The sequence below is a fragment of the Flavobacterium sp. T12S277 genome, from assembly GCF_048514875.1.
Lineage (GTDB): Bacteria > Bacteroidota > Bacteroidia > Flavobacteriales > Flavobacteriaceae > Flavobacterium.
Genome location: NZ_JBLYEG010000001.1, coordinates 299,824 through 316,165 on the forward strand (window position 1 = coordinate 299,824; position 16,342 = coordinate 316,165).

20 protein-coding genes are annotated in these 16,342 nt (G+C 36.1%); 18 read left to right on the forward strand and 2 right to left on the reverse strand.

Annotation, left to right across the window (positions count from 1 at the left end; genetic code table 11):
* Positions 1–64 precede the first annotated feature (64 nt).
* The gene (locus ACN1CN_RS01175) at positions 65–2,041 is read right to left on the reverse strand and encodes an alpha-ketoacid dehydrogenase subunit alpha/beta (RefSeq protein WP_419134344.1); all 1,977 of its coding nucleotides are present in this window, start codon (positions 2,039–2,041) and stop codon (positions 65–67) included.
* Positions 2,042–2,212: 171 nt separating this feature from the next.
* On the opposite strand from ACN1CN_RS01175, the gene ACN1CN_RS01180 reads away from it, so the two are divergent.
* The 18 genes from ACN1CN_RS01180 (at position 2,213) to ACN1CN_RS01265 (ending at position 14,790) form a co-directional block, all read left to right on the forward strand.
* A complete protein-coding gene (locus ACN1CN_RS01180) occupies positions 2,213–3,163 on the forward strand; it encodes an isopenicillin N synthase family dioxygenase (RefSeq protein WP_264523904.1) in 951 nt (316 codons plus the stop codon).
* Between the two features lie 111 nt (positions 3,164–3,274).
* Complete coding sequence (locus ACN1CN_RS01185) at positions 3,275–3,607, forward strand: translation initiation factor (RefSeq protein ID WP_419134345.1); 333 nt, start codon at positions 3,275–3,277, stop codon at positions 3,605–3,607.
* Positions 3,608–3,719: 112 nt separating this feature from the next.
* Positions 3,720–4,592 carry a nucleoside phosphorylase gene (locus ACN1CN_RS01190; protein ID WP_291287372.1) on the forward strand — a complete coding sequence of 291 codons (873 nt, stop codon included), beginning with the start codon at positions 3,720–3,722 and terminating at the stop codon, positions 4,590–4,592.
* A 264-nt stretch (positions 4,593–4,856) separates the two neighbouring features.
* Entirely contained in the window at positions 4,857–5,297 is a 441-nt protein-coding gene (locus ACN1CN_RS01195; RefSeq protein WP_419134346.1) for a DinB family protein, read from the forward strand.
* 3 nt (positions 5,298–5,300) lie between these two features.
* Complete coding sequence (locus tag ACN1CN_RS01200) at positions 5,301–5,693, forward strand: VOC family protein (protein ID WP_419134348.1); 393 nt, start codon at positions 5,301–5,303, stop codon at positions 5,691–5,693.
* A gap of 30 nt (positions 5,694–5,723) precedes the next feature.
* Positions 5,724–6,197, forward strand: coding sequence for a DUF4265 domain-containing protein (locus ACN1CN_RS01205; RefSeq protein ID WP_419134349.1), 474 nt, complete (start codon positions 5,724–5,726; stop codon positions 6,195–6,197).
* 50 nt (positions 6,198–6,247) lie between these two features.
* Positions 6,248–7,099 carry a substrate-binding domain-containing protein gene (locus tag ACN1CN_RS01210; RefSeq protein WP_291287375.1) on the forward strand — a complete coding sequence of 284 codons (852 nt, stop codon included), beginning with the start codon at positions 6,248–6,250 and terminating at the stop codon, positions 7,097–7,099.
* Between the two features lie 18 nt (positions 7,100–7,117).
* The gene (locus ACN1CN_RS01215; RefSeq protein WP_264523897.1) at positions 7,118–8,050 is read left to right on the forward strand and encodes a transglutaminase; all 933 of its coding nucleotides are present in this window, start codon (positions 7,118–7,120) and stop codon (positions 8,048–8,050) included.
* Between the two features lie 187 nt (positions 8,051–8,237).
* Entirely contained in the window at positions 8,238–8,606 is a 369-nt protein-coding gene (locus tag ACN1CN_RS01220) for a hypothetical protein (protein ID WP_264523896.1), read from the forward strand.
* 134 nt (positions 8,607–8,740) lie between these two features.
* Positions 8,741–9,112 carry a hypothetical protein gene (locus ACN1CN_RS01225; protein ID WP_264523895.1) on the forward strand — a complete coding sequence of 124 codons (372 nt, stop codon included), beginning with the start codon at positions 8,741–8,743 and terminating at the stop codon, positions 9,110–9,112.
* A gap of 157 nt (positions 9,113–9,269) precedes the next feature.
* Positions 9,270–9,593, forward strand: coding sequence for an ArsR/SmtB family transcription factor (locus ACN1CN_RS01230; RefSeq protein WP_264523894.1), 324 nt, complete (start codon positions 9,270–9,272; stop codon positions 9,591–9,593).
* 8 nt (positions 9,594–9,601) lie between these two features.
* Positions 9,602–10,069: an SRPBCC family protein gene (locus ACN1CN_RS01235; RefSeq protein ID WP_419134351.1), complete on the forward strand. Its 468-nt coding sequence runs from the start codon at positions 9,602–9,604 to the stop codon at positions 10,067–10,069.
* Positions 10,070–10,084: 15 nt separating this feature from the next.
* Positions 10,085–10,468 (forward strand): DoxX family protein, encoded by a 384-nt coding sequence (locus ACN1CN_RS01240; protein WP_419134353.1) that lies wholly within the window; start codon positions 10,085–10,087, stop codon positions 10,466–10,468.
* A 69-nt stretch (positions 10,469–10,537) separates the two neighbouring features.
* Entirely contained in the window at positions 10,538–11,095 is a 558-nt protein-coding gene (locus tag ACN1CN_RS01245) for a DUF4256 domain-containing protein (protein WP_419134354.1), read from the forward strand.
* A gap of 21 nt (positions 11,096–11,116) precedes the next feature.
* Positions 11,117–11,695, forward strand: a complete 579-nt coding sequence (locus ACN1CN_RS01250) for a YdeI/OmpD-associated family protein (RefSeq protein WP_419134355.1) — start codon at positions 11,117–11,119, stop codon at positions 11,693–11,695.
* A gap of 45 nt (positions 11,696–11,740) precedes the next feature.
* Positions 11,741–12,175: an NUDIX hydrolase gene (locus ACN1CN_RS01255; RefSeq protein WP_419134356.1), complete on the forward strand. Its 435-nt coding sequence runs from the start codon at positions 11,741–11,743 to the stop codon at positions 12,173–12,175.
* Between the two features lie 111 nt (positions 12,176–12,286).
* Positions 12,287–12,706, forward strand: a complete 420-nt coding sequence (locus ACN1CN_RS01260) for a VOC family protein (RefSeq protein ID WP_419134357.1) — start codon at positions 12,287–12,289, stop codon at positions 12,704–12,706.
* 518 nt (positions 12,707–13,224) lie between these two features.
* Positions 13,225–14,790, forward strand: coding sequence for a serine hydrolase (locus ACN1CN_RS01265; protein WP_419134358.1), 1,566 nt, complete (start codon positions 13,225–13,227; stop codon positions 14,788–14,790).
* Positions 14,791–14,869: 79 nt separating this feature from the next.
* Here ACN1CN_RS01265 and ACN1CN_RS01270 read toward each other — a convergent pair whose 3' ends face one another.
* On the reverse strand, positions 14,870–16,234 hold the full coding sequence (locus ACN1CN_RS01270; protein ID WP_419134359.1) for a hypothetical protein: 1,365 nt from the start codon (positions 16,232–16,234) through the stop codon (positions 14,870–14,872).
* Between the last annotated feature and the right edge of the window lie 108 nt (positions 16,235–16,342).

A 16,342-nucleotide genomic window follows, 5' to 3' on the forward strand; every position in this document is an offset into this window, starting at 1 on the left:
TTATTTTTTTATGGTTTAAAGATAAAAAAAATGTTCTTTTTGCAAAACAATTTGCTATTTGTAATTAATATTTCAATAATTCTAATAAAACATCTTCAAAACGATTTTTAGACAAAAACTGATCTTCCAGTGCTTTTGTAAACGGAATTGGCGAATCTAAACTGGCTACTCTTTTTACCGGACCATCCAGATATTCAAAACATTCTTCCATAATTAAAGCCGAAATATCGCTGGCAATGCCGCCAAACATAGTGTCTTCCTGATAAATAATCACTTTCCCTGTCTTTTTAACCGAATTAAAAATAGTTTCAGTATCCAAAGGCTGTAAGGTTCGCAAATCAATTAAATCAGCTTTTATTTCAGGATTTTTCCCTAAGGTTTCCAATGCCCAGTGAACCGCGGCACCAAAAGCGATAATGGTAACCGATTCTCCTTCTTTTAACAGAGCCGCTTTTCCTAACGGAATGGTGTAATAGCCTGCCGGAACATCCTGATATACGCTTCGGTACAATTGTTTGTGCTCGAAAAAGAGAACCGGATTGGGATCGTTTATAGAAGTATTGAGTAAGCCTTTTGCATCATACGGAAAGGCCGGATAAACAACTTTTAAACCTGGTGTTTTGGTAAACCACGCTTCATTGGTCTGCGAATGAAAAGGTCCTGCCTGAGTTCCGCCTCCGCAAGGCATCCGTACGACAACATCAGCCTTTTCGCCCCAGCGGTAATGAGATTTTGCCAGTAAGTTAACAATAGGATTGAAACCTGTAGAAACAAAATCGGCAAACTGCATTTCAACAATGGCTTTGAAACCGTTGATCGACAATCCCATCGCGGCCGAAACTACTGCACTCTCACAAATTGGAGTGTTCCGTACACGTTCTTTTCCAAACGCCTTTACAAAACCATCTGTAATTTTAAACGCTCCACCATACTCGGCTATATCCTGTCCCATTAGAACAAGATTCTCATGCCGTTCCATAGATTGCTTCAAACTGCTGCTGATGGCATCAATAAATCGAATATTCTCTACTTCTGAATCAGGATTAACTTCTTCATAAGTATAGGGTTTGTAAACGTCGTTTAATTCACCACTATAACTAGGAACGATTTCCGGCTCTGCATTGGCCATTGCCCAATTCTCATCAATTTCTTGTTTAATAGCACTATGCAACTCTTCATCCAATTCAGGAGTAAGCACACCCGTTTCGATCAGATATTTTTTGTAATTCACAACGGGATCTTTTGCCGCCCACTCGTCCATTAACTCCTGCGGAACATATTTTGTACCACTCGCCTCTTCATGACCACGCATTCTGAACGTTTTAAACTCCAACAGCACAGGATGTGGATCTTTCTGCATCTCCTCTTTCAGTTGTGCCAACTTATTATAGATTTCCAGTATGTTATTTCCATCAATAATATAGCTATCAATACCATAACCAATGCCTTTATCGGCCAGATTCTCACAATAATACTGCTCATTTGTGGGTGTCGACAACCCGTAACCATTATTTTCAATCACAAACATTACGGGTAATTTCCAAACGGCTGCGATATTCAGTGCCTCATGAAAATCACCTTCACTGGTAGCGCCTTCACCTGTAAAAACAGCTGTTATTTTATTATCATTTTGAAGTTTATGCGCCAGAGCAATTCCGTCTGCGATACCTAATTGAGGACCCAGATGCGAAATCATTCCGATAATATTGTATTCCTGAGTACCAAAGTGAAAACTACGATCTCTTCCTTTTGTAAAACCATTTGCTTTTCCCTGCCATTGCGAGAATAAACGGTGTAATGGAATGTTTCGACTGGTAAACACCCCTAAATTCCGGTGCATAGGCAACACATACTCGGAGTCGTCTAAAACAGAGGTCACCCCTACTGCAATTGCTTCCTGCCCGATTCCGGAAAACCATTTAGAAACTTTCCCCTGACGAATTAAGATCAACATCTTTTCTTCGATGAGTCGGGGCTTCAGAATTTTTTTATATAAGTCTAATAATTGAGCGTCAGTTAGGTTTTGTCTGTAAAAGATCATTAGCGCGTTGTTTTAAGTATTCCAAATATAGAAAAATATAACAATTTTATTTCTTTTTGTTAGAAAAATTTAATTTTAGTATAACTTTTAAAATTCAATTCTAAAATATTCTCTACCTTTGTTATTGAAAGGTCTTACAACGCCTTTTATCTTTAAATAAAAATGTAAAGTATGCAAAACATTCCTAGTGTAGACTTACGTGATTTCCTTTCGGACGACCCGAAACGTAAACAAAAATTTGTAAATGAAATCGGCAGTGCATTTGAAAACATTGGCTTCGTAGCCCTAAAAGGTCACTTCTTAGACGACCAGTTAGTAGACGAGCTTTATAGCGAAATTAGAAAATTTTTCGCTTTGCCAATAGAAACTAAGCATAATTATGAAATTCCCGGTATTGGCGGACAAAGAGGTTATGTATCTTTTGGAAAAGAACATGCTAAAGGGCGCAAAGAGGGAGATTTAAAAGAATTCTGGCACTTTGGCCAGTACGTGGACGCCTCTTCTAAGTATGCGGCAGAGTACCCTGAAAATGTAAATGTTGCCGAATTACCTCGTTTTAATGTTGTAGGTAAAGAAGCGTATCAGATGCTTGAAAAAACAGGTGTTTATGTGTTAAGAGCCCTGGCTTTACATTTAGGTTTAGATGAGTTTTATTTTGATCAGTATGCCCAAGAAGGAAACTCTATTTTAAGACCAATTCACTACCCTCCTATTACTACTGAGCCGGAAAATGCGATTCGCGCAGCTGCTCACGGAGACATCAACCTTATCACATTATTGATGGGTGCTCAGGGTAAAGGTTTACAGGTTCAGAATCATGATGGCGAATGGATTGATGCTATCGCAGAAGACGATCAGTTGGTGATTAATGTTGGAGATATGTTGTCGAGACATACCAACAACAAATTAAAATCGACGATTCATCAGGTAGTTAATCCGCCAAGAGAATTATGGGGAACTTCACGTTATTCTATTCCGTTTTTTATGCACCCGGTAAGCGATATGAAGCTGGATTGTTTGGAAAACTGTATTGATGACGAGAATCCTAAGAAATTCGAAGATATTACAGCGGGAGATTATTTATACGAACGCTTGGTAGATTTAGGTTTAATCAAAAAATAAACATAAATTAAATTCCAATCTTTAAATTCCAAATTCCAAACTCATCATTGGGATTTGGAATTTAATTTTTACATCCTATATTTATTGGAATTTATTTGAAGCATAAAACCCATGGACTTACAAGATCAATTAAAAAATTTGTTTCCAGATCATGTCGAATCTAACGAACCTGAAGAAGTTCAGGAGCAGGATCATGTTCTTTTCATTCAGAAAGAGCCCATGATTTGTAAATTCGAAAAACGAAAAGGAAAAGCCACCACCATAATCGAAGGCTACGAAGGATCTGATGAAGATTTTAAAGTTTTGGCCAAAGAAATCAAAACCAAGCTTAGCGTTGGCGGCACTTTTAAAGACGCGGCTATAATCATTCAGGGCGATTATCGCGACAAAATAATGGAAATCCTTAAAGCTAAGGGATTCAAAACGAAAAGAGTCGGCGGATGATGATTTCTGATTGCAGATTGTAGATTGTAGATTACCGAATTTTAAAAAAATCTCAAAACCTCAGAACCTTAACCCCTCAGAACCTTAAAAAAACTAAGAAACATTAAAAAAAATGATACAAAATTCAGAATTAATACTTAATCCAGACGGGAGTGTTTACCATTTAAACCTACGTCCCGAACATATAGCGCACGATATTATTTTCGTAGGAGATCAAAACAGAGTAGAAAAAATTACTCAGTTTTTTGATTCTATTGAATATTCAACACAAAAAAGAGAATTTAAAACCCAAACCGGGATTTACAAAGGAAAAAGAATCTCTGTAATGTCAACCGGAATTGGTCCTGACAACATTGATATTGTGATAAACGAGCTTGATGCTTTGGTGAATATCGATTTGGAAACACGTCAGCCAAAAGAAAACTTAACTTCTTTGAATATTATCCGAATTGGAACTTCAGGTTCATTACAGGCTGATATTCCGGTAGACAGTTTTGTTATGTCTAAATTTGGACTGGGATTAGACAATATGCTCCGTTCTTATTTAATTGACGAAGTTTCGAATGCTGCCATCGAAGATGCTTTTATCACGCATACCAACTGGGACATTAAAAAAGGAAAACCGTATGCGATTGCCTGCTCTGAAAAGCTGGAAAAAATTATCGAGTCGGATCAAATGTTTAAAGGAATTACTGCTACAGCCGGAGGTTTCTACGGACCACAAGGACGTGTTTTACGTTTGAACATCCAGGATGAGGAATTAAACAGTAAAATGGATAATTTTAATTTTGACGAGCAAAGAATTACCAATCTAGAAATGGAAACTGCTGCTATCTACGGACTTTCAGCACTTTTAGGACATAATGCCTTGTCTTTAAATGCTATTATCGCCAATCGTGCTTCAGGAACTTTCAGCGAAGATCCTTATAAAGCGGTAGATGCGCTTATTGCTTATACTTTAGACAAACTGGCAACAAACAAATAATGATCGGACACATCATAATGGAACCTGTAAAGAGGTTTACATTGGGTATAGGTGGATTATTCAGATGGTTATTTTTTCGATTTCTAAATGCAGCTATTGAGGATCGATACCCTAAAAATCTTGAATATTACCTGGATCAAAAAAATGAAGTTGTGGACAAAAATGGTTTTACAACAGCTCAGAAAAATGGCCTGATTGGAATGCTTATTTTTATATTTATCATAATTTTTATTAAAAAAATTGAATAACATATTTTATTAAATAATGCAAAACGCTATTCTTAAATTTGAACGATTACTGAATGAAAATGCTGCTTATTTCCCTTCTTTGGCAAGTGAAATTTTAGAGGCGAAAATCCCGGGAAAATGGTCTAAGAAAGAAGTTATTGGGCATTTGGTTGATTCAGGAATTCATAATCTGATTCGGTTTACAGAAATTAATTATTTGGAAAAACCTTACCATCACAGACCTTATAACCAAATGGATTTGGTAAATTTAAATCAGTATCAGACCATGGACATTTATGATCTGACACAACTTTGGCTTTCTATCAACCGACAAATCGTAAGAATCATGAAATCGGTTGATGAAAAGGCTTTAGCCTATGCAATCATTTTAAGTGATGGGTCTGAGATTGATTTAAAATTTTTAATGACCGATTATGTAGAACATTTAGAACATCATATTCACCAGATAAGATCCTAGCTTATGTTTTTAAGAGTTGCCCGACATACCGATAATATTGAAAAAATGGTTGATTTTTATGTCAATGTCCTTGGTTTTGAACTTTTGGGCAGCTTTCAGAATCATAAAAATTACGGTGGTGTTTTTCTTGGAATGCTCGGATTGGACTGGCATTTTGAATTTACACAATCAAAAACAAAAGCAAATCATACGTTTGATGAGGATGATGTTATTGTACTTTATCCAAAATCAATTATAGATTACAACGAGCTGGTAGACAGAGTAGAACGCAACAACATCTCAATCTTAACTGCAACCAATCCTTTTTGGAATGAGAATGGAAAAATGTTCTTAGATCCTGACGGTTATCGCATTGTATTATCGCCCTTAAAAGCAGTAATCAGCGAAATTAACTAGCTTGATACAAAACAATTACAAAATTAAACCATGGCAGAAACGCATAAAAAAATCCTGTTTAAATACTACAGCACTTATCTCGAAGAAATAGTTTCAGAAACCATGTGGGCTGAAATTATAGATTTAGAGAAAGGGTATTTCAAACTGGATAATATTCCCTTTTTTGGGCCTCTAATTGCAACGGATGATACTTTTCGGGCAGAATATGATGAAAATGAAAAGTGTTTTATTCACAAAGAAACCATAGAGCATTCAGGAAACTCAATCGTTCAGGTTCTGATTTTAGAAAAAGGGTTTGACAAAGAAATCATACGTGAAAAATTAAAAGCGATAAACTGTCTGTCAGAAGGATTAAACGATACCTTTCTGGCTGTTGAAATCGCAAAAAGCACCGATTATTCGCTTGTAAAAAATGTATTATCGGAATATGAATCGAATGCCATAATTGAATTTGCCGAGCCTTGTCTCTCTGATAAACACAGAACAGATTTATTAAAAAATTAATTCCCCGAATAAACTTAGAATACGCTTAACCAACTTAAACTTATACCAGAATGAAAACTGTAAAAATTGTAGGTGTTCCTGAACACTTCAATTTACCATGGCAACTTTGCATTGAAAGTGGTGAATTTGAAGCCGAAAACATAGATTTGCAATGGAAAGATATTCCGGAAGGTACCGGCAAAATGTGTCAGATGCTGCGAAATGATGAAGCTGACATTGCTGTTATTTTAACCGAAGGAATCATAAAAGACATTATCGCAGGAAACCCCAGCAAAATAGTTCAGATATACGTACAATCTCCTTTGATTTGGGGAATTCACGTCGCTGCAAAGTCAAACTTTGAAACGGTGAAGGACCTTAAAGGCAAAAAAGCAGCCATTTCGAGACTAGGTTCCGGGTCGCAGCTGATGGCGTATGTGAATGCACACGAACAAGGCTGGAAAACCAATGATTTACAGTTTGAAATTATCAATACCATTGACGGAGCTGTTGAAGCTTTGACCAACGAAACTGCCGATTATTTTATGTGGGAACGTTTTATGACCAAACCACTGGTTGATAAGGGCATTTTCAGAAGAGTTGGCGACTGCCCTACTCCATGGCCTTCTTTTGTGATAACGGTTAGAGACGAATTTTTGAAAAAGAATCCGAAAATTGTCGAAAAAATACTGGAGATCATCAATAGAACGACTCAGGATTTTGCTGAGATTCCAAATATTGACAAAACCTTGTCGGAACTTTTCAATCAAAAACCCGAAGACATTCAGGAATGGTTAAAACTAACACAATGGTCTCAGAAGCAACTGACAGAGAAAGCTTTTGATAAAATTCAAAATCAGTTATTTGATCTCGGAATTATTGATAAAAAAAGTACTTTTGTTGAAACCGTAAAAGCGCTGTAAAAACTGCTTTTGATTCTTATGATAAATTTTCCTAAAATTGACTTTCCGCAATTAAAATCCAAATTACAGGTGAAATCACCTTGGGATAGGATTATTATTATGCTGTTGAGTCTTTTAATAACGATTCCGATCTTTATCATATTACATCAAAACCTGATCGATTTAGAATGGAAATTCAATCTGGATCGTGTTTTTATCTTTTTGTTTGTTTTTGCTGCTGTTTTCTTTCTTTTAATGTTACTCAGAACGATCATCATCCTTTGTATCGCGGTGTATTTATTGGTTTTGTTCTACGGAAGTGTTATTGGAAATTACGGTTTTAGTGAAATATCCGAAGATTACAATTCAATGGTTTATACCATGTCTGATAATCCGTTTCCGCAGGATATTATCGTGGCTAAGCTGTTGCCTTTTCCCAATAAGTCAAAAATCATCAATGCGATTGAGTATCAGAATCCAAAGGTTCGAAACTTTGCCATAATGGCTACTACCAAACATTTCAAAGGCTTAAAAGGATATTCCGACTACAGAACTATTATTCAGTGTTTTGCTGTGTTTAAGGAAATCAACAGCCGTTGGAACTATGTCAACGATCCTAAAGAAGGTGATTATATTGCAACAGCCAGTGAATCCTTAGAGTATTTCTCGGGCGATTGCGACGATCATTCCATTTTGATGGCAGCAGCCATTCGCTCTATTGGCGGAACTCCGAGATTAATTCATACCAAAGGACACATTTACCCTGAGATCCTTATTGGTTCGGCCATCGACTTAGAAAAAGTCAACTACCTGATTAAAAACGTACTTTTTGTTAAAGAGAGTTACGGTAAGAAAATTCATTACCATATGGACGAGCGTGGTCAGGTTTGGATGAATCTGGATTATACTGCCAAATACCCTGGCGGCCCATTTATGTATGAAGAAATTCTGGGAGCTTTGACACTAAACTAGTTACCAAAAACTCGTCAAAATCATAAGTCATTCATACACTGACACTTTCCTATAATTGTACTGTTTATCGGCTTTTAGCGTACAGTCGGGTGCTTGACATCTCAATTTTTATAAATATTTGATTTTTAGATTTTTAATTAAAATAAATTTTGTAATTTTCTGTAGTTTAACATCTAATCACAAAATCATGAAAAAATCTAAATTACTTATCTTCGGAATTGCATTACTGACAGTGCTAATGGTTTCTTGTCACAAAGGTCGAAATAGATTAGTGAACTCCTGGAAAATTACTGCTGTAGAGCCTAAAGAGCCGCTTTCAGATTCTCTGAAAAATGTAATTCTAACTCAGGGCACACTAACTTTTACGGAGGATGGGCACGTGACCGGATTTCTGACTCAAGAAATCAACGATGGTACTTATGCGCTGACAAAAGGTGGAAAAAATTTAGTAATTAAAGATGAAACCGGCACTCCTTATCCTTGCGAAAGTACTATTACAGAAGATCAACTGACTCTGGATAGTAAAGAAATGAAAATTACCCTCAAAAAAATATAATGTTTTACACTTTAAAACAATCAAACCACTCTTTTTTAACCGCAAAGAGTGGTTTTTATTTTGCTTAGATTTTGCGAATTAGCACTTTAAGCCTAACTTTAATGCACCCAAATCATTAAACCTCAATTGAACCTATGTCTTTAAATTCGAAAAAAATATTTCTAATCGACGGTTTAGGAGCCTTATTCTCTACCCTTTTATTGGGCGTCGTATTGGTTGAATTGGAAATCTACTTTGGGGTTCCCCAAAAAACACTCTATCTTCTTGCTGCCTTAGCCTGCCTGCTTATGGCTTCTTCGTTTGCGAGTTATTGGCTTGCAAAAGAAAACTGGCGCGGCTGTCTTAAAATTATTGCCTTTGCCAACCTGTTATATTGTGGTTTCACGGCAGGTCTGTTACTATATCTGTATACCCATATCACCTCTTTAGCGGTATTTTATTTTCTGGCAGAAATTGCGATTATACTTTTTCTGGCCAGAACCGAACTAAAAATTGCAAGCCGTTAGCACCATCAACACCATTTCTTCCTTACAAATTTTCCGTTCGGAGAGCCTGAAATCATTGATAATCTTTTGATTGCACAAAAAATAGTTAAAAAAAATATCGCTAAAAATTTTGTGCAGTCAAATAACTGCATTATATTAGCAGTCAAATAACTGCACAATGGAAATTCGAAGAGATGTATTTCAGGCAATTGCCGACCCTACCCGCAGGGCAATCTTAAGCTTAGTGGCGATTCAGTCAATGACACCGGGTGTTATTGCTGCAAATTTTGATTCTTCAAGACAAACGATCTCCAAACACATTCAAATACTGACCGAATGTGAATTATTAGAGCAAACACAGAACGGAAGAGAAATCCATTACCTCACCAATGCCAAAAAAATGAAAGAAGTAGCCGATTTTATAGAACCTTTCCGCCAGATGTGGGACGATCGCTTTAACAAACTGGAAACCATCATGAAAAACTATAAACCAAAAGAATAACCTTATTTATGGAACGAAAAACAAAAATTAGTGCCGAGGACGGCCAACAGGATCTGGTGATTACAAGGGAATTTGATCTTCCGCTGAAATTATTGTTTATGGCTTATGTAGAACCCGAGATTGTCGAACAATGGATGGGAACTAAAGTACTGAAGCTTGAGAATAAAAAATACGGCAGCTGGCAGTTTGAAACTTCCGATAACAAAGGAAATGTTGTTTTTAAAGCCAACGGAGTGATTCACGAATTTTTTCCCGAGCAGAAAATCACACGAACCTTTGAAATGGAGGGCTCCCCTTTTCCGCCGCAGCTTGAGTTTCTTGAATTTGAAGCCGTAACCCCTGAAACCAGCCTCTTAAGAATGCATATCATTTATAAATCTGCTGCACTCAGAGATCAGATGTTAAAACTGCCTTTTGCCCAGGGAATCAATATGGCGCACAACAGATTACAGGAAATTGCTAATAAACTAAACTAACTTAAACTAAAAATCATGAAAAAAAGAGACAAAATTATTTATTGGGTTGCCACAGTATGGTTGGCATTAGGAATGGTATCAACAGGAGTTGTACAATTGTTACAAATAAAAGAAGAAGCCAGTATGATAGAACGTTTGGGTTATCCGCTGTATTTTTTAACGCTGCTTGGAGTTTGGAAGTTATTGGGCACTATCGCCATTTTGATTCCTAGATTCCCTTTACTGAAAGAATGGGCTTATGCCGGGTTCTTTTTTGCCATGAGTGGAGCTGTTTTTTCTCATTTTGCTGTTGGAGATCATCCAAAAGAATTATTCGGCCCGGTATTGCTTATCGTACTTACGATTGTATCCTGGTACTACAGACCTACAGAAAGAAAAACAGCTTTAGTGAGCGCGTAATTTTTTAAGTCTTGGTAAGCACCGAAAAAAAACATTTATTAAAATATTTATCCCCTAAAATATAAAGAAATGAAAAACAAACTGTCAGCAGAACAAAGCGAGGAGTTATTGAAAGTATTAAGAATTCGTTTTGAAAACAACATGAACCGACACAAAGGCTTAGATTGGGACAACGTTCAGAAAAAACTGGAAGCAAACCCGGAAAAACTCTGGTCCCTTGATGAGATGGAAAGAACAGAAGGAGAACCGGATGTTGTGGGGTTTGATTCAAAAACAAACGAGTATATTTTCTTCGATTGTTCAGCCGAAAGCCCAAAAGGCCGAAGAAGTTTGTGTTTTGACCATGAAGCCTTAGAAAAAAGAAAAGAACACAAACCAGCCGGAAGCGCTGTAAACATGGCCGAAGAGATGGGAATTGAGCTTTTGAATGAAGCACAATACAAACAGCTTCAAAAACTCGGTAAGTTTGATGCTAAAACCTCAAGCTGGATTGCTACACCTGCTGAAATTCGCAAACTGGGAGGCGCGCTATTCTCTGATTTTCGTTACAATACCGTATTTGTGTATCACAATGGCGCAGAGTCTTATTATGCCGCAAGAGGTTTTAGAGGGGCTTTAAACGTTTAATGAATTTTAACAACTGTGCTTATGAATCCAAAAGTTGATTTTTATTTTGAGAATGCCGAGAAATGGCAAGCAGAGCTGCAAGAATTGCGAAAAATCGCTTTGGATTGCCAGTTGACCGAAGAATTAAAATGGGGTACCGCCTGCTACACGCTTCACAACAGCAATATTGTTCTAATCCATTCTTTTAAAGAGTATTTCGCGTTTCTGTTTTTTAAGGGAGCTTTGCTCAAGGATACCGATCAGATTCTAGTCCATCAAAGTGAAAATGTACAGGCAGCGCGACAAATTCGCTTTACGAGTCTTGAAGAGATTGTTACTCAAAAATCAATCTTAAAAACCTATATTTATCAGGCTATTGAAGTAGAAAAAGCAGGTTTAAAAGTTAAACTAAAGAAAACTGACGAGTTTAAGATGGCCGAAGAATTTCAAGAGAAGTTAGACGAAAACAAGGCTTTAGAAATTGCTTTTAAAGCTTTAAGTCCGGGTCGTCAACGTGCTTATTTACTGTATTTTTCTGCTCCTAAAAACTCCACAACCAGAGCTTCAAGAGTTGAAAAAGTAATCGATCAGATTCTTGAAGGAAAGGGATTAAAAGACTGATCTCTTTGGAAAAGCAACTACTGATGTTGTTAAAAATAAATTGATATGAAGAAAGAAATGTTCTTTTCAGTGAAGGCTTTGATTATAAAAAACGATACTTTTTTAGCTGTTTACAACCTTGTAGAGGGAATTAAAATATGGGATTTACCTGGTGGCAGAATGGAATTTGGAGAGACTGCCGAGGAAACATTGAAAAGAGAAATTAAAGAAGAATTAAATCTCGAGATCAGACCAGTTAAGGTAATCGACACCTGGAATTATAGGCCTACCGATGATTGTCAGATTACAGGGATTATTTACTATAGTGAGCTCCTTACAAATCAAATTAAAATATCAGAGGAGCACGACGGCTACGATTGGATTGGGTTTGAGGAAGCGGATGCCTTTTTTACAAAAGATTTTCTGTTAGATCAAATACAACTTTGGGATTGGAATTCAATTAGGAATGATAGTGTTAGATTTATTAAATCCGTTGACTAGTCTCTGCTATCCATTTTCTATCATTTTGACAGAAGGGATACTCGAGAAAGGGACTAAATTTTGACTTTATCAAAAGAAATTAGTTTTATCTTAGTATTAAAAACAAATCTTATGGAAGACCAAAAAAAACAAACCGACCACTCCTCTGTAGATCAAACTCCGAAAGTAACCGGAGTTGGAGGTATATTCTTTTTTTCAGAAAATCCGAAGGAAACCAGAGAATGGTATGCCAAAAACTTAGGGCTCGAAGTCAACGATTGGGGATCTACTTTTGAATCCCGAAAAATAGATGCGCCCGAGGTTGTAGAATCGCTTCAATGGAGCCCGTTTAAAAAAGATGACGCTTATTTTTTGCCATCCAAAAAAGAGTTTATGATTAATTATCGAGTGCAGCATATCGAAGCTCTTGTCGCTCAACTTAAAGAAAACGGAGTAACTGTACTTGATGACATTGCTACCTACGATTATGGAAAGTTTGTACACATTATGGATACCGAAGGCAATAAAATTGAGCTTTGGGAGCCGTCATAGGATGTATTAGCCTTCTCAGCACAAATAAACCTATTTTTTTTTCTCACGCAGATTTAGCAGACTTTTTATGCTGAAATAGTTCTTAGCTATGCGGAAGGAATATGTTCCTTTTATTTGTCCTTCTCAGCACATAGAAAAACTATGTTTCTATGTGTTTTTTTCAAGCAGATCTCGCAGATCTCGTAGATTTTTTATGCTGAAAATTTTTCTTAGTAATGATATTCGATCGAAATATCCAATTGCCTCTTGGCTGAAATAGCTTAAAAAACTATTTTGACAGACATGTAGGTGTTATAAACATGCAGTTCAGTTTCATGAGAAATGTCCATTGCACAACTCTTTGAAAAACCAATCTTCTAAAAATTAAAGAAACTTATAAAAGATGTGGCTAAAGCATTGTTTAGCCCACTAAATACTGCATTAATTACAAAGATAATTCCTATATTCGTCGACAGGGAAGTTAATTTTTAACATTTCCAACTAACAATCAAAAAATACCCTAACCTTAAAAAAAAATTATGAAAAAAGTAACCCGTCTGTTTACATTAATGCTCTTTATTTGTTACGCTTCTCCCCCTCTCTATTCACAAATTACATCTGAAAAAATCGATCTTTTAATGCAGGATGCTTTAGAGAAATTTAAAGTAGCAGGCGCCTCAATTGCGGTTGTTAAAGACGGGAAAGTAATTCATCAAAAAGGATATGGTGTTGCCTCTATCGAAACAAAAAAAGCCGTAAATGAAAGCACCAATTTTCAGATAGCCTCCAACAGTAAAGCTTTCACAACTGCAGCATTGTCTATACTAGAGGACGAAGGCAAATTGAAATGGACGGATAAAGTGAAAGACCATCTTCCAAAGTTTAAAATGTATAACGATTATGTTACGGAAAATTTTAACATACAGGATTTACTAACGCATCGCAGCGGACTTGGATTAGGCGTAGGTGATTTGATGTTTTTTCCCGACGGTTCCAATTTTACAATAAATGATGTTCTCTCAGGTTTTCAGCATTTTAAACCGGTATCTGCTTTTCGAACTAAGTTTGATTATGACAATTTACTGTATTTAGTAACAGGCGAATTAATTGCCAAAGTAAGTGGTATGACTTATGAAGATTTTATACAAACACGAATTATTGATCCTTTGCAAATGAGCAATTCTTTTGCACAAAGCGACAGGATAAAAGATAAAAGCAATCTGGCGGTATCACATTCATCAGAATCCGGAACTATAAAACGAATTGATGGATTTGGAGTACAGATAAACGGTGCTGCGGGAGGAATCATTTCAAACGCAGCCGATATGGCAAAATGGATGACTTTGTGCCTAAACAAAGGGCAGTATGGAAGTGATTTGAAATCAACATTGTTTTCGGAGAAAAATCACAACGAAATGTGGCGTATTCATACGGTTGAAGAGGTAGATCGTAATCCAAGGTACAATTCGCATTTTAGCGGTTACGGCTTGGGCTGGGGATTAACTGATGTGAAAGGAAATTTAAAAGTATCTCATACAGGAGGTTTACCAGGAATGTTATCCGTTGTGATCATGTATCCGGATCTAAACCTGGGCATCGTGATTTTGACCAACACAGAGAATGGCGGTGGCGGACTTTTTACTGCCGTTAGTAATACTATTTCTGACAGTTATTTAGGACTGGACGATTTTGACTGGACCAATAAATTTGTGGAATGGATGAAACAAGGCAGAAATACCGGAGATGATGTTACCAAAAATGTTTGGGAAAAAGTAAAATCGGCAAAAAACGTGAAAGTAAAAAACGAAGATTTTATTGGTGTTTACGCTGACAATTGGTTTGGAGAAATCGAAGTATTTGAAAAAAACAAACAGTTATGGTTCAGATCCTATCGCTCACCAAAGTTAAACGGTCCTATGGCTTTTTATAATGCCAATACATTCGCTATAAGATGGGAATATCAGGCAATGAATTGTGATGCTTTTGCCATGTTTTCACTAGATGAAACCGGTAAAGCACAATCGATTAAAATGAAAGGCATCTCCCCTAATATAGATTTCAGTTTTGATTTTCAGGATCTGGATCTAAAAAGAGTAAACAAGTAAATTCTTTTTTTTACCGCAAAAGTTGATACAAAGTCCGCAAAGTTTAAGAGAAAACTTTGCGGACTTTATGTTTTTGAATCTAATCAAGTAGCGCTTTTAACGCAGATTCTTTTTGATTGATGATGAACAGTTGGCTTTTATCTTCTAATAAAATTTTATACTTAAATTCTTTAGCGGCATTAAACTTCCAATTTTTCAGCTCTTTAAAACCACTCTTGATTAGCTTTAGATTCTCAGCATTATTTTTCGATACAATGATCATTTTGGTAAGGTTTGATTTTTGCATCTTTTCAAGTGCATTTATGCTTATTTCGGTTTCATCCTCTGATCTGGAACGGTAACGGTACTTTTGTTTGATGATATCAAAATCTTTCTCATTTTCAGAAATAACATATCTGTAAGCCATAAGGTTATCCATCTCATCGATCCAGTTTGGAAATTTTGTTTCATAAATTTCAATATAACGATCGATAAAATTTCCGTCTATCGCTTTCTTTTGAGAAAGGTACTCGTTAAGCATGGGGTAAATTTCCTTTGCCATAAGATTGATGTATTTTTTGTTGTACCAATCACCGCTATCTGCTTTTCCGTTCAGTTTTTCATATACATAACCATTAGCTAAGGAAGTTGCCAGCGCCTCATTGAGTAAATGATAGGCATAATTGCTGCTTTTTGATTTACTTTCTTTAAAACTCTTGTCGATGGTTTTTTTAAGCTCCAAGGACTGTTCGTTGTAAATAATATGATAGGTTTCATGCAGCATTACACTAAAAAGATCTTTATAATCTGTTAAATCGGTCTGAATGGCACTGATAAAATTGTTATCAAACGACTGTGCTGTAAAGCCTTTGGAATTGGGCAACGGATAAAATGCAATTTCAAAAGGAATTGTAGCGTCCCAACTCGAATTATAGAAAACCAAACCTGTTTCAAAATACTTCTCAATGTCATTTTCATTAGCATATCTGGTGATTTCAATAAGCTGTTTTTCGAATTTCTCTTTATTGGGATTGTATATCAGTTCGTTGTAAATTGGAGTAAAAACGGCAATGATGCTAGTAAGATCGTTCAGTGTTTTATTTGTGACAATTCCAATAGAACGTATTTTAAAGTCTTTTAGATTTTGTGTCTCTATTAAGTTTTTTCTCAGAAAATCAATGGATTGCATTGGCTTTTTAGAACCTTCCGGAAATTCCTCAAATTTGTAGCTGTAGTCTAATGCCAGTTGGTCAAACGCTGTTGTTAATTTCTGAAACTCTTCGGTATTGTATTTTGATTTTTGAAATTCCGTTTTAAAAACATTATCCGGATAGTTCTCAGATAAATTCTGAAGAAAAACAAAAACAGCCAATTGTTCGGAATACTTAATATTAAATGCTGGTTTTTGGGCAAAGGACAAAGATGTTACCACGTACAGCATCAAGACTAAAACTTTGATTTTCATTGTAATTTTTATCATTTATGAATTAAGATTGGTTTAGATTAGCATTAGAAGTAACAAAATAACCCGGTAACAAATAACTACACCCTACATAAAAATCAACTCGCTTGA

What these genes read in the sequence shown, in the direction of transcription:
- ACN1CN_RS01175 (WP_419134344.1), bottom strand. Translation starts at nt 2,041, where the DNA reads ATGATCTTTTACAGACAAAACCTAACTGACGCTCAATTATTAGACTTA.
- ACN1CN_RS01180 (WP_264523904.1), top strand. Translation starts at nt 2,213, where the DNA reads ATGCAAAACATTCCTAGTGTAGACTTACGTGATTTCCTTTCGGACGAC.
- ACN1CN_RS01185 (WP_419134345.1), top strand. Translation starts at nt 3,275, where the DNA reads ATGGACTTACAAGATCAATTAAAAAATTTGTTTCCAGATCATGTCGAA.
- ACN1CN_RS01190 (WP_291287372.1), top strand. Translation starts at nt 3,720, where the DNA reads ATGATACAAAATTCAGAATTAATACTTAATCCAGACGGGAGTGTTTAC.
- ACN1CN_RS01195 (WP_419134346.1), top strand. Translation starts at nt 4,857, where the DNA reads ATGCAAAACGCTATTCTTAAATTTGAACGATTACTGAATGAAAATGCT.
- ACN1CN_RS01200 (WP_419134348.1), top strand. Translation starts at nt 5,301, where the DNA reads ATGTTTTTAAGAGTTGCCCGACATACCGATAATATTGAAAAAATGGTT.
- ACN1CN_RS01205 (WP_419134349.1), top strand. Translation starts at nt 5,724, where the DNA reads ATGGCAGAAACGCATAAAAAAATCCTGTTTAAATACTACAGCACTTAT.
- ACN1CN_RS01210 (WP_291287375.1), top strand. Translation starts at nt 6,248, where the DNA reads ATGAAAACTGTAAAAATTGTAGGTGTTCCTGAACACTTCAATTTACCA.
- ACN1CN_RS01215 (WP_264523897.1), top strand. Translation starts at nt 7,118, where the DNA reads ATGATAAATTTTCCTAAAATTGACTTTCCGCAATTAAAATCCAAATTA.
- ACN1CN_RS01220 (WP_264523896.1), top strand. Translation starts at nt 8,238, where the DNA reads ATGAAAAAATCTAAATTACTTATCTTCGGAATTGCATTACTGACAGTG.
- ACN1CN_RS01225 (WP_264523895.1), top strand. Translation starts at nt 8,741, where the DNA reads ATGTCTTTAAATTCGAAAAAAATATTTCTAATCGACGGTTTAGGAGCC.
- ACN1CN_RS01230 (WP_264523894.1), top strand. Translation starts at nt 9,270, where the DNA reads ATGGAAATTCGAAGAGATGTATTTCAGGCAATTGCCGACCCTACCCGC.
- ACN1CN_RS01235 (WP_419134351.1), top strand. Translation starts at nt 9,602, where the DNA reads ATGGAACGAAAAACAAAAATTAGTGCCGAGGACGGCCAACAGGATCTG.
- ACN1CN_RS01240 (WP_419134353.1), top strand. Translation starts at nt 10,085, where the DNA reads ATGAAAAAAAGAGACAAAATTATTTATTGGGTTGCCACAGTATGGTTG.
- ACN1CN_RS01245 (WP_419134354.1), top strand. Translation starts at nt 10,538, where the DNA reads ATGAAAAACAAACTGTCAGCAGAACAAAGCGAGGAGTTATTGAAAGTA.
- ACN1CN_RS01250 (WP_419134355.1), top strand. Translation starts at nt 11,117, where the DNA reads ATGAATCCAAAAGTTGATTTTTATTTTGAGAATGCCGAGAAATGGCAA.
- ACN1CN_RS01255 (WP_419134356.1), top strand. Translation starts at nt 11,741, where the DNA reads ATGAAGAAAGAAATGTTCTTTTCAGTGAAGGCTTTGATTATAAAAAAC.
- ACN1CN_RS01260 (WP_419134357.1), top strand. Translation starts at nt 12,287, where the DNA reads ATGGAAGACCAAAAAAAACAAACCGACCACTCCTCTGTAGATCAAACT.
- ACN1CN_RS01265 (WP_419134358.1), top strand. Translation starts at nt 13,225, where the DNA reads ATGAAAAAAGTAACCCGTCTGTTTACATTAATGCTCTTTATTTGTTAC.
- ACN1CN_RS01270 (WP_419134359.1), bottom strand. Translation starts at nt 16,234, where the DNA reads ATGAAAATCAAAGTTTTAGTCTTGATGCTGTACGTGGTAACATCTTTG.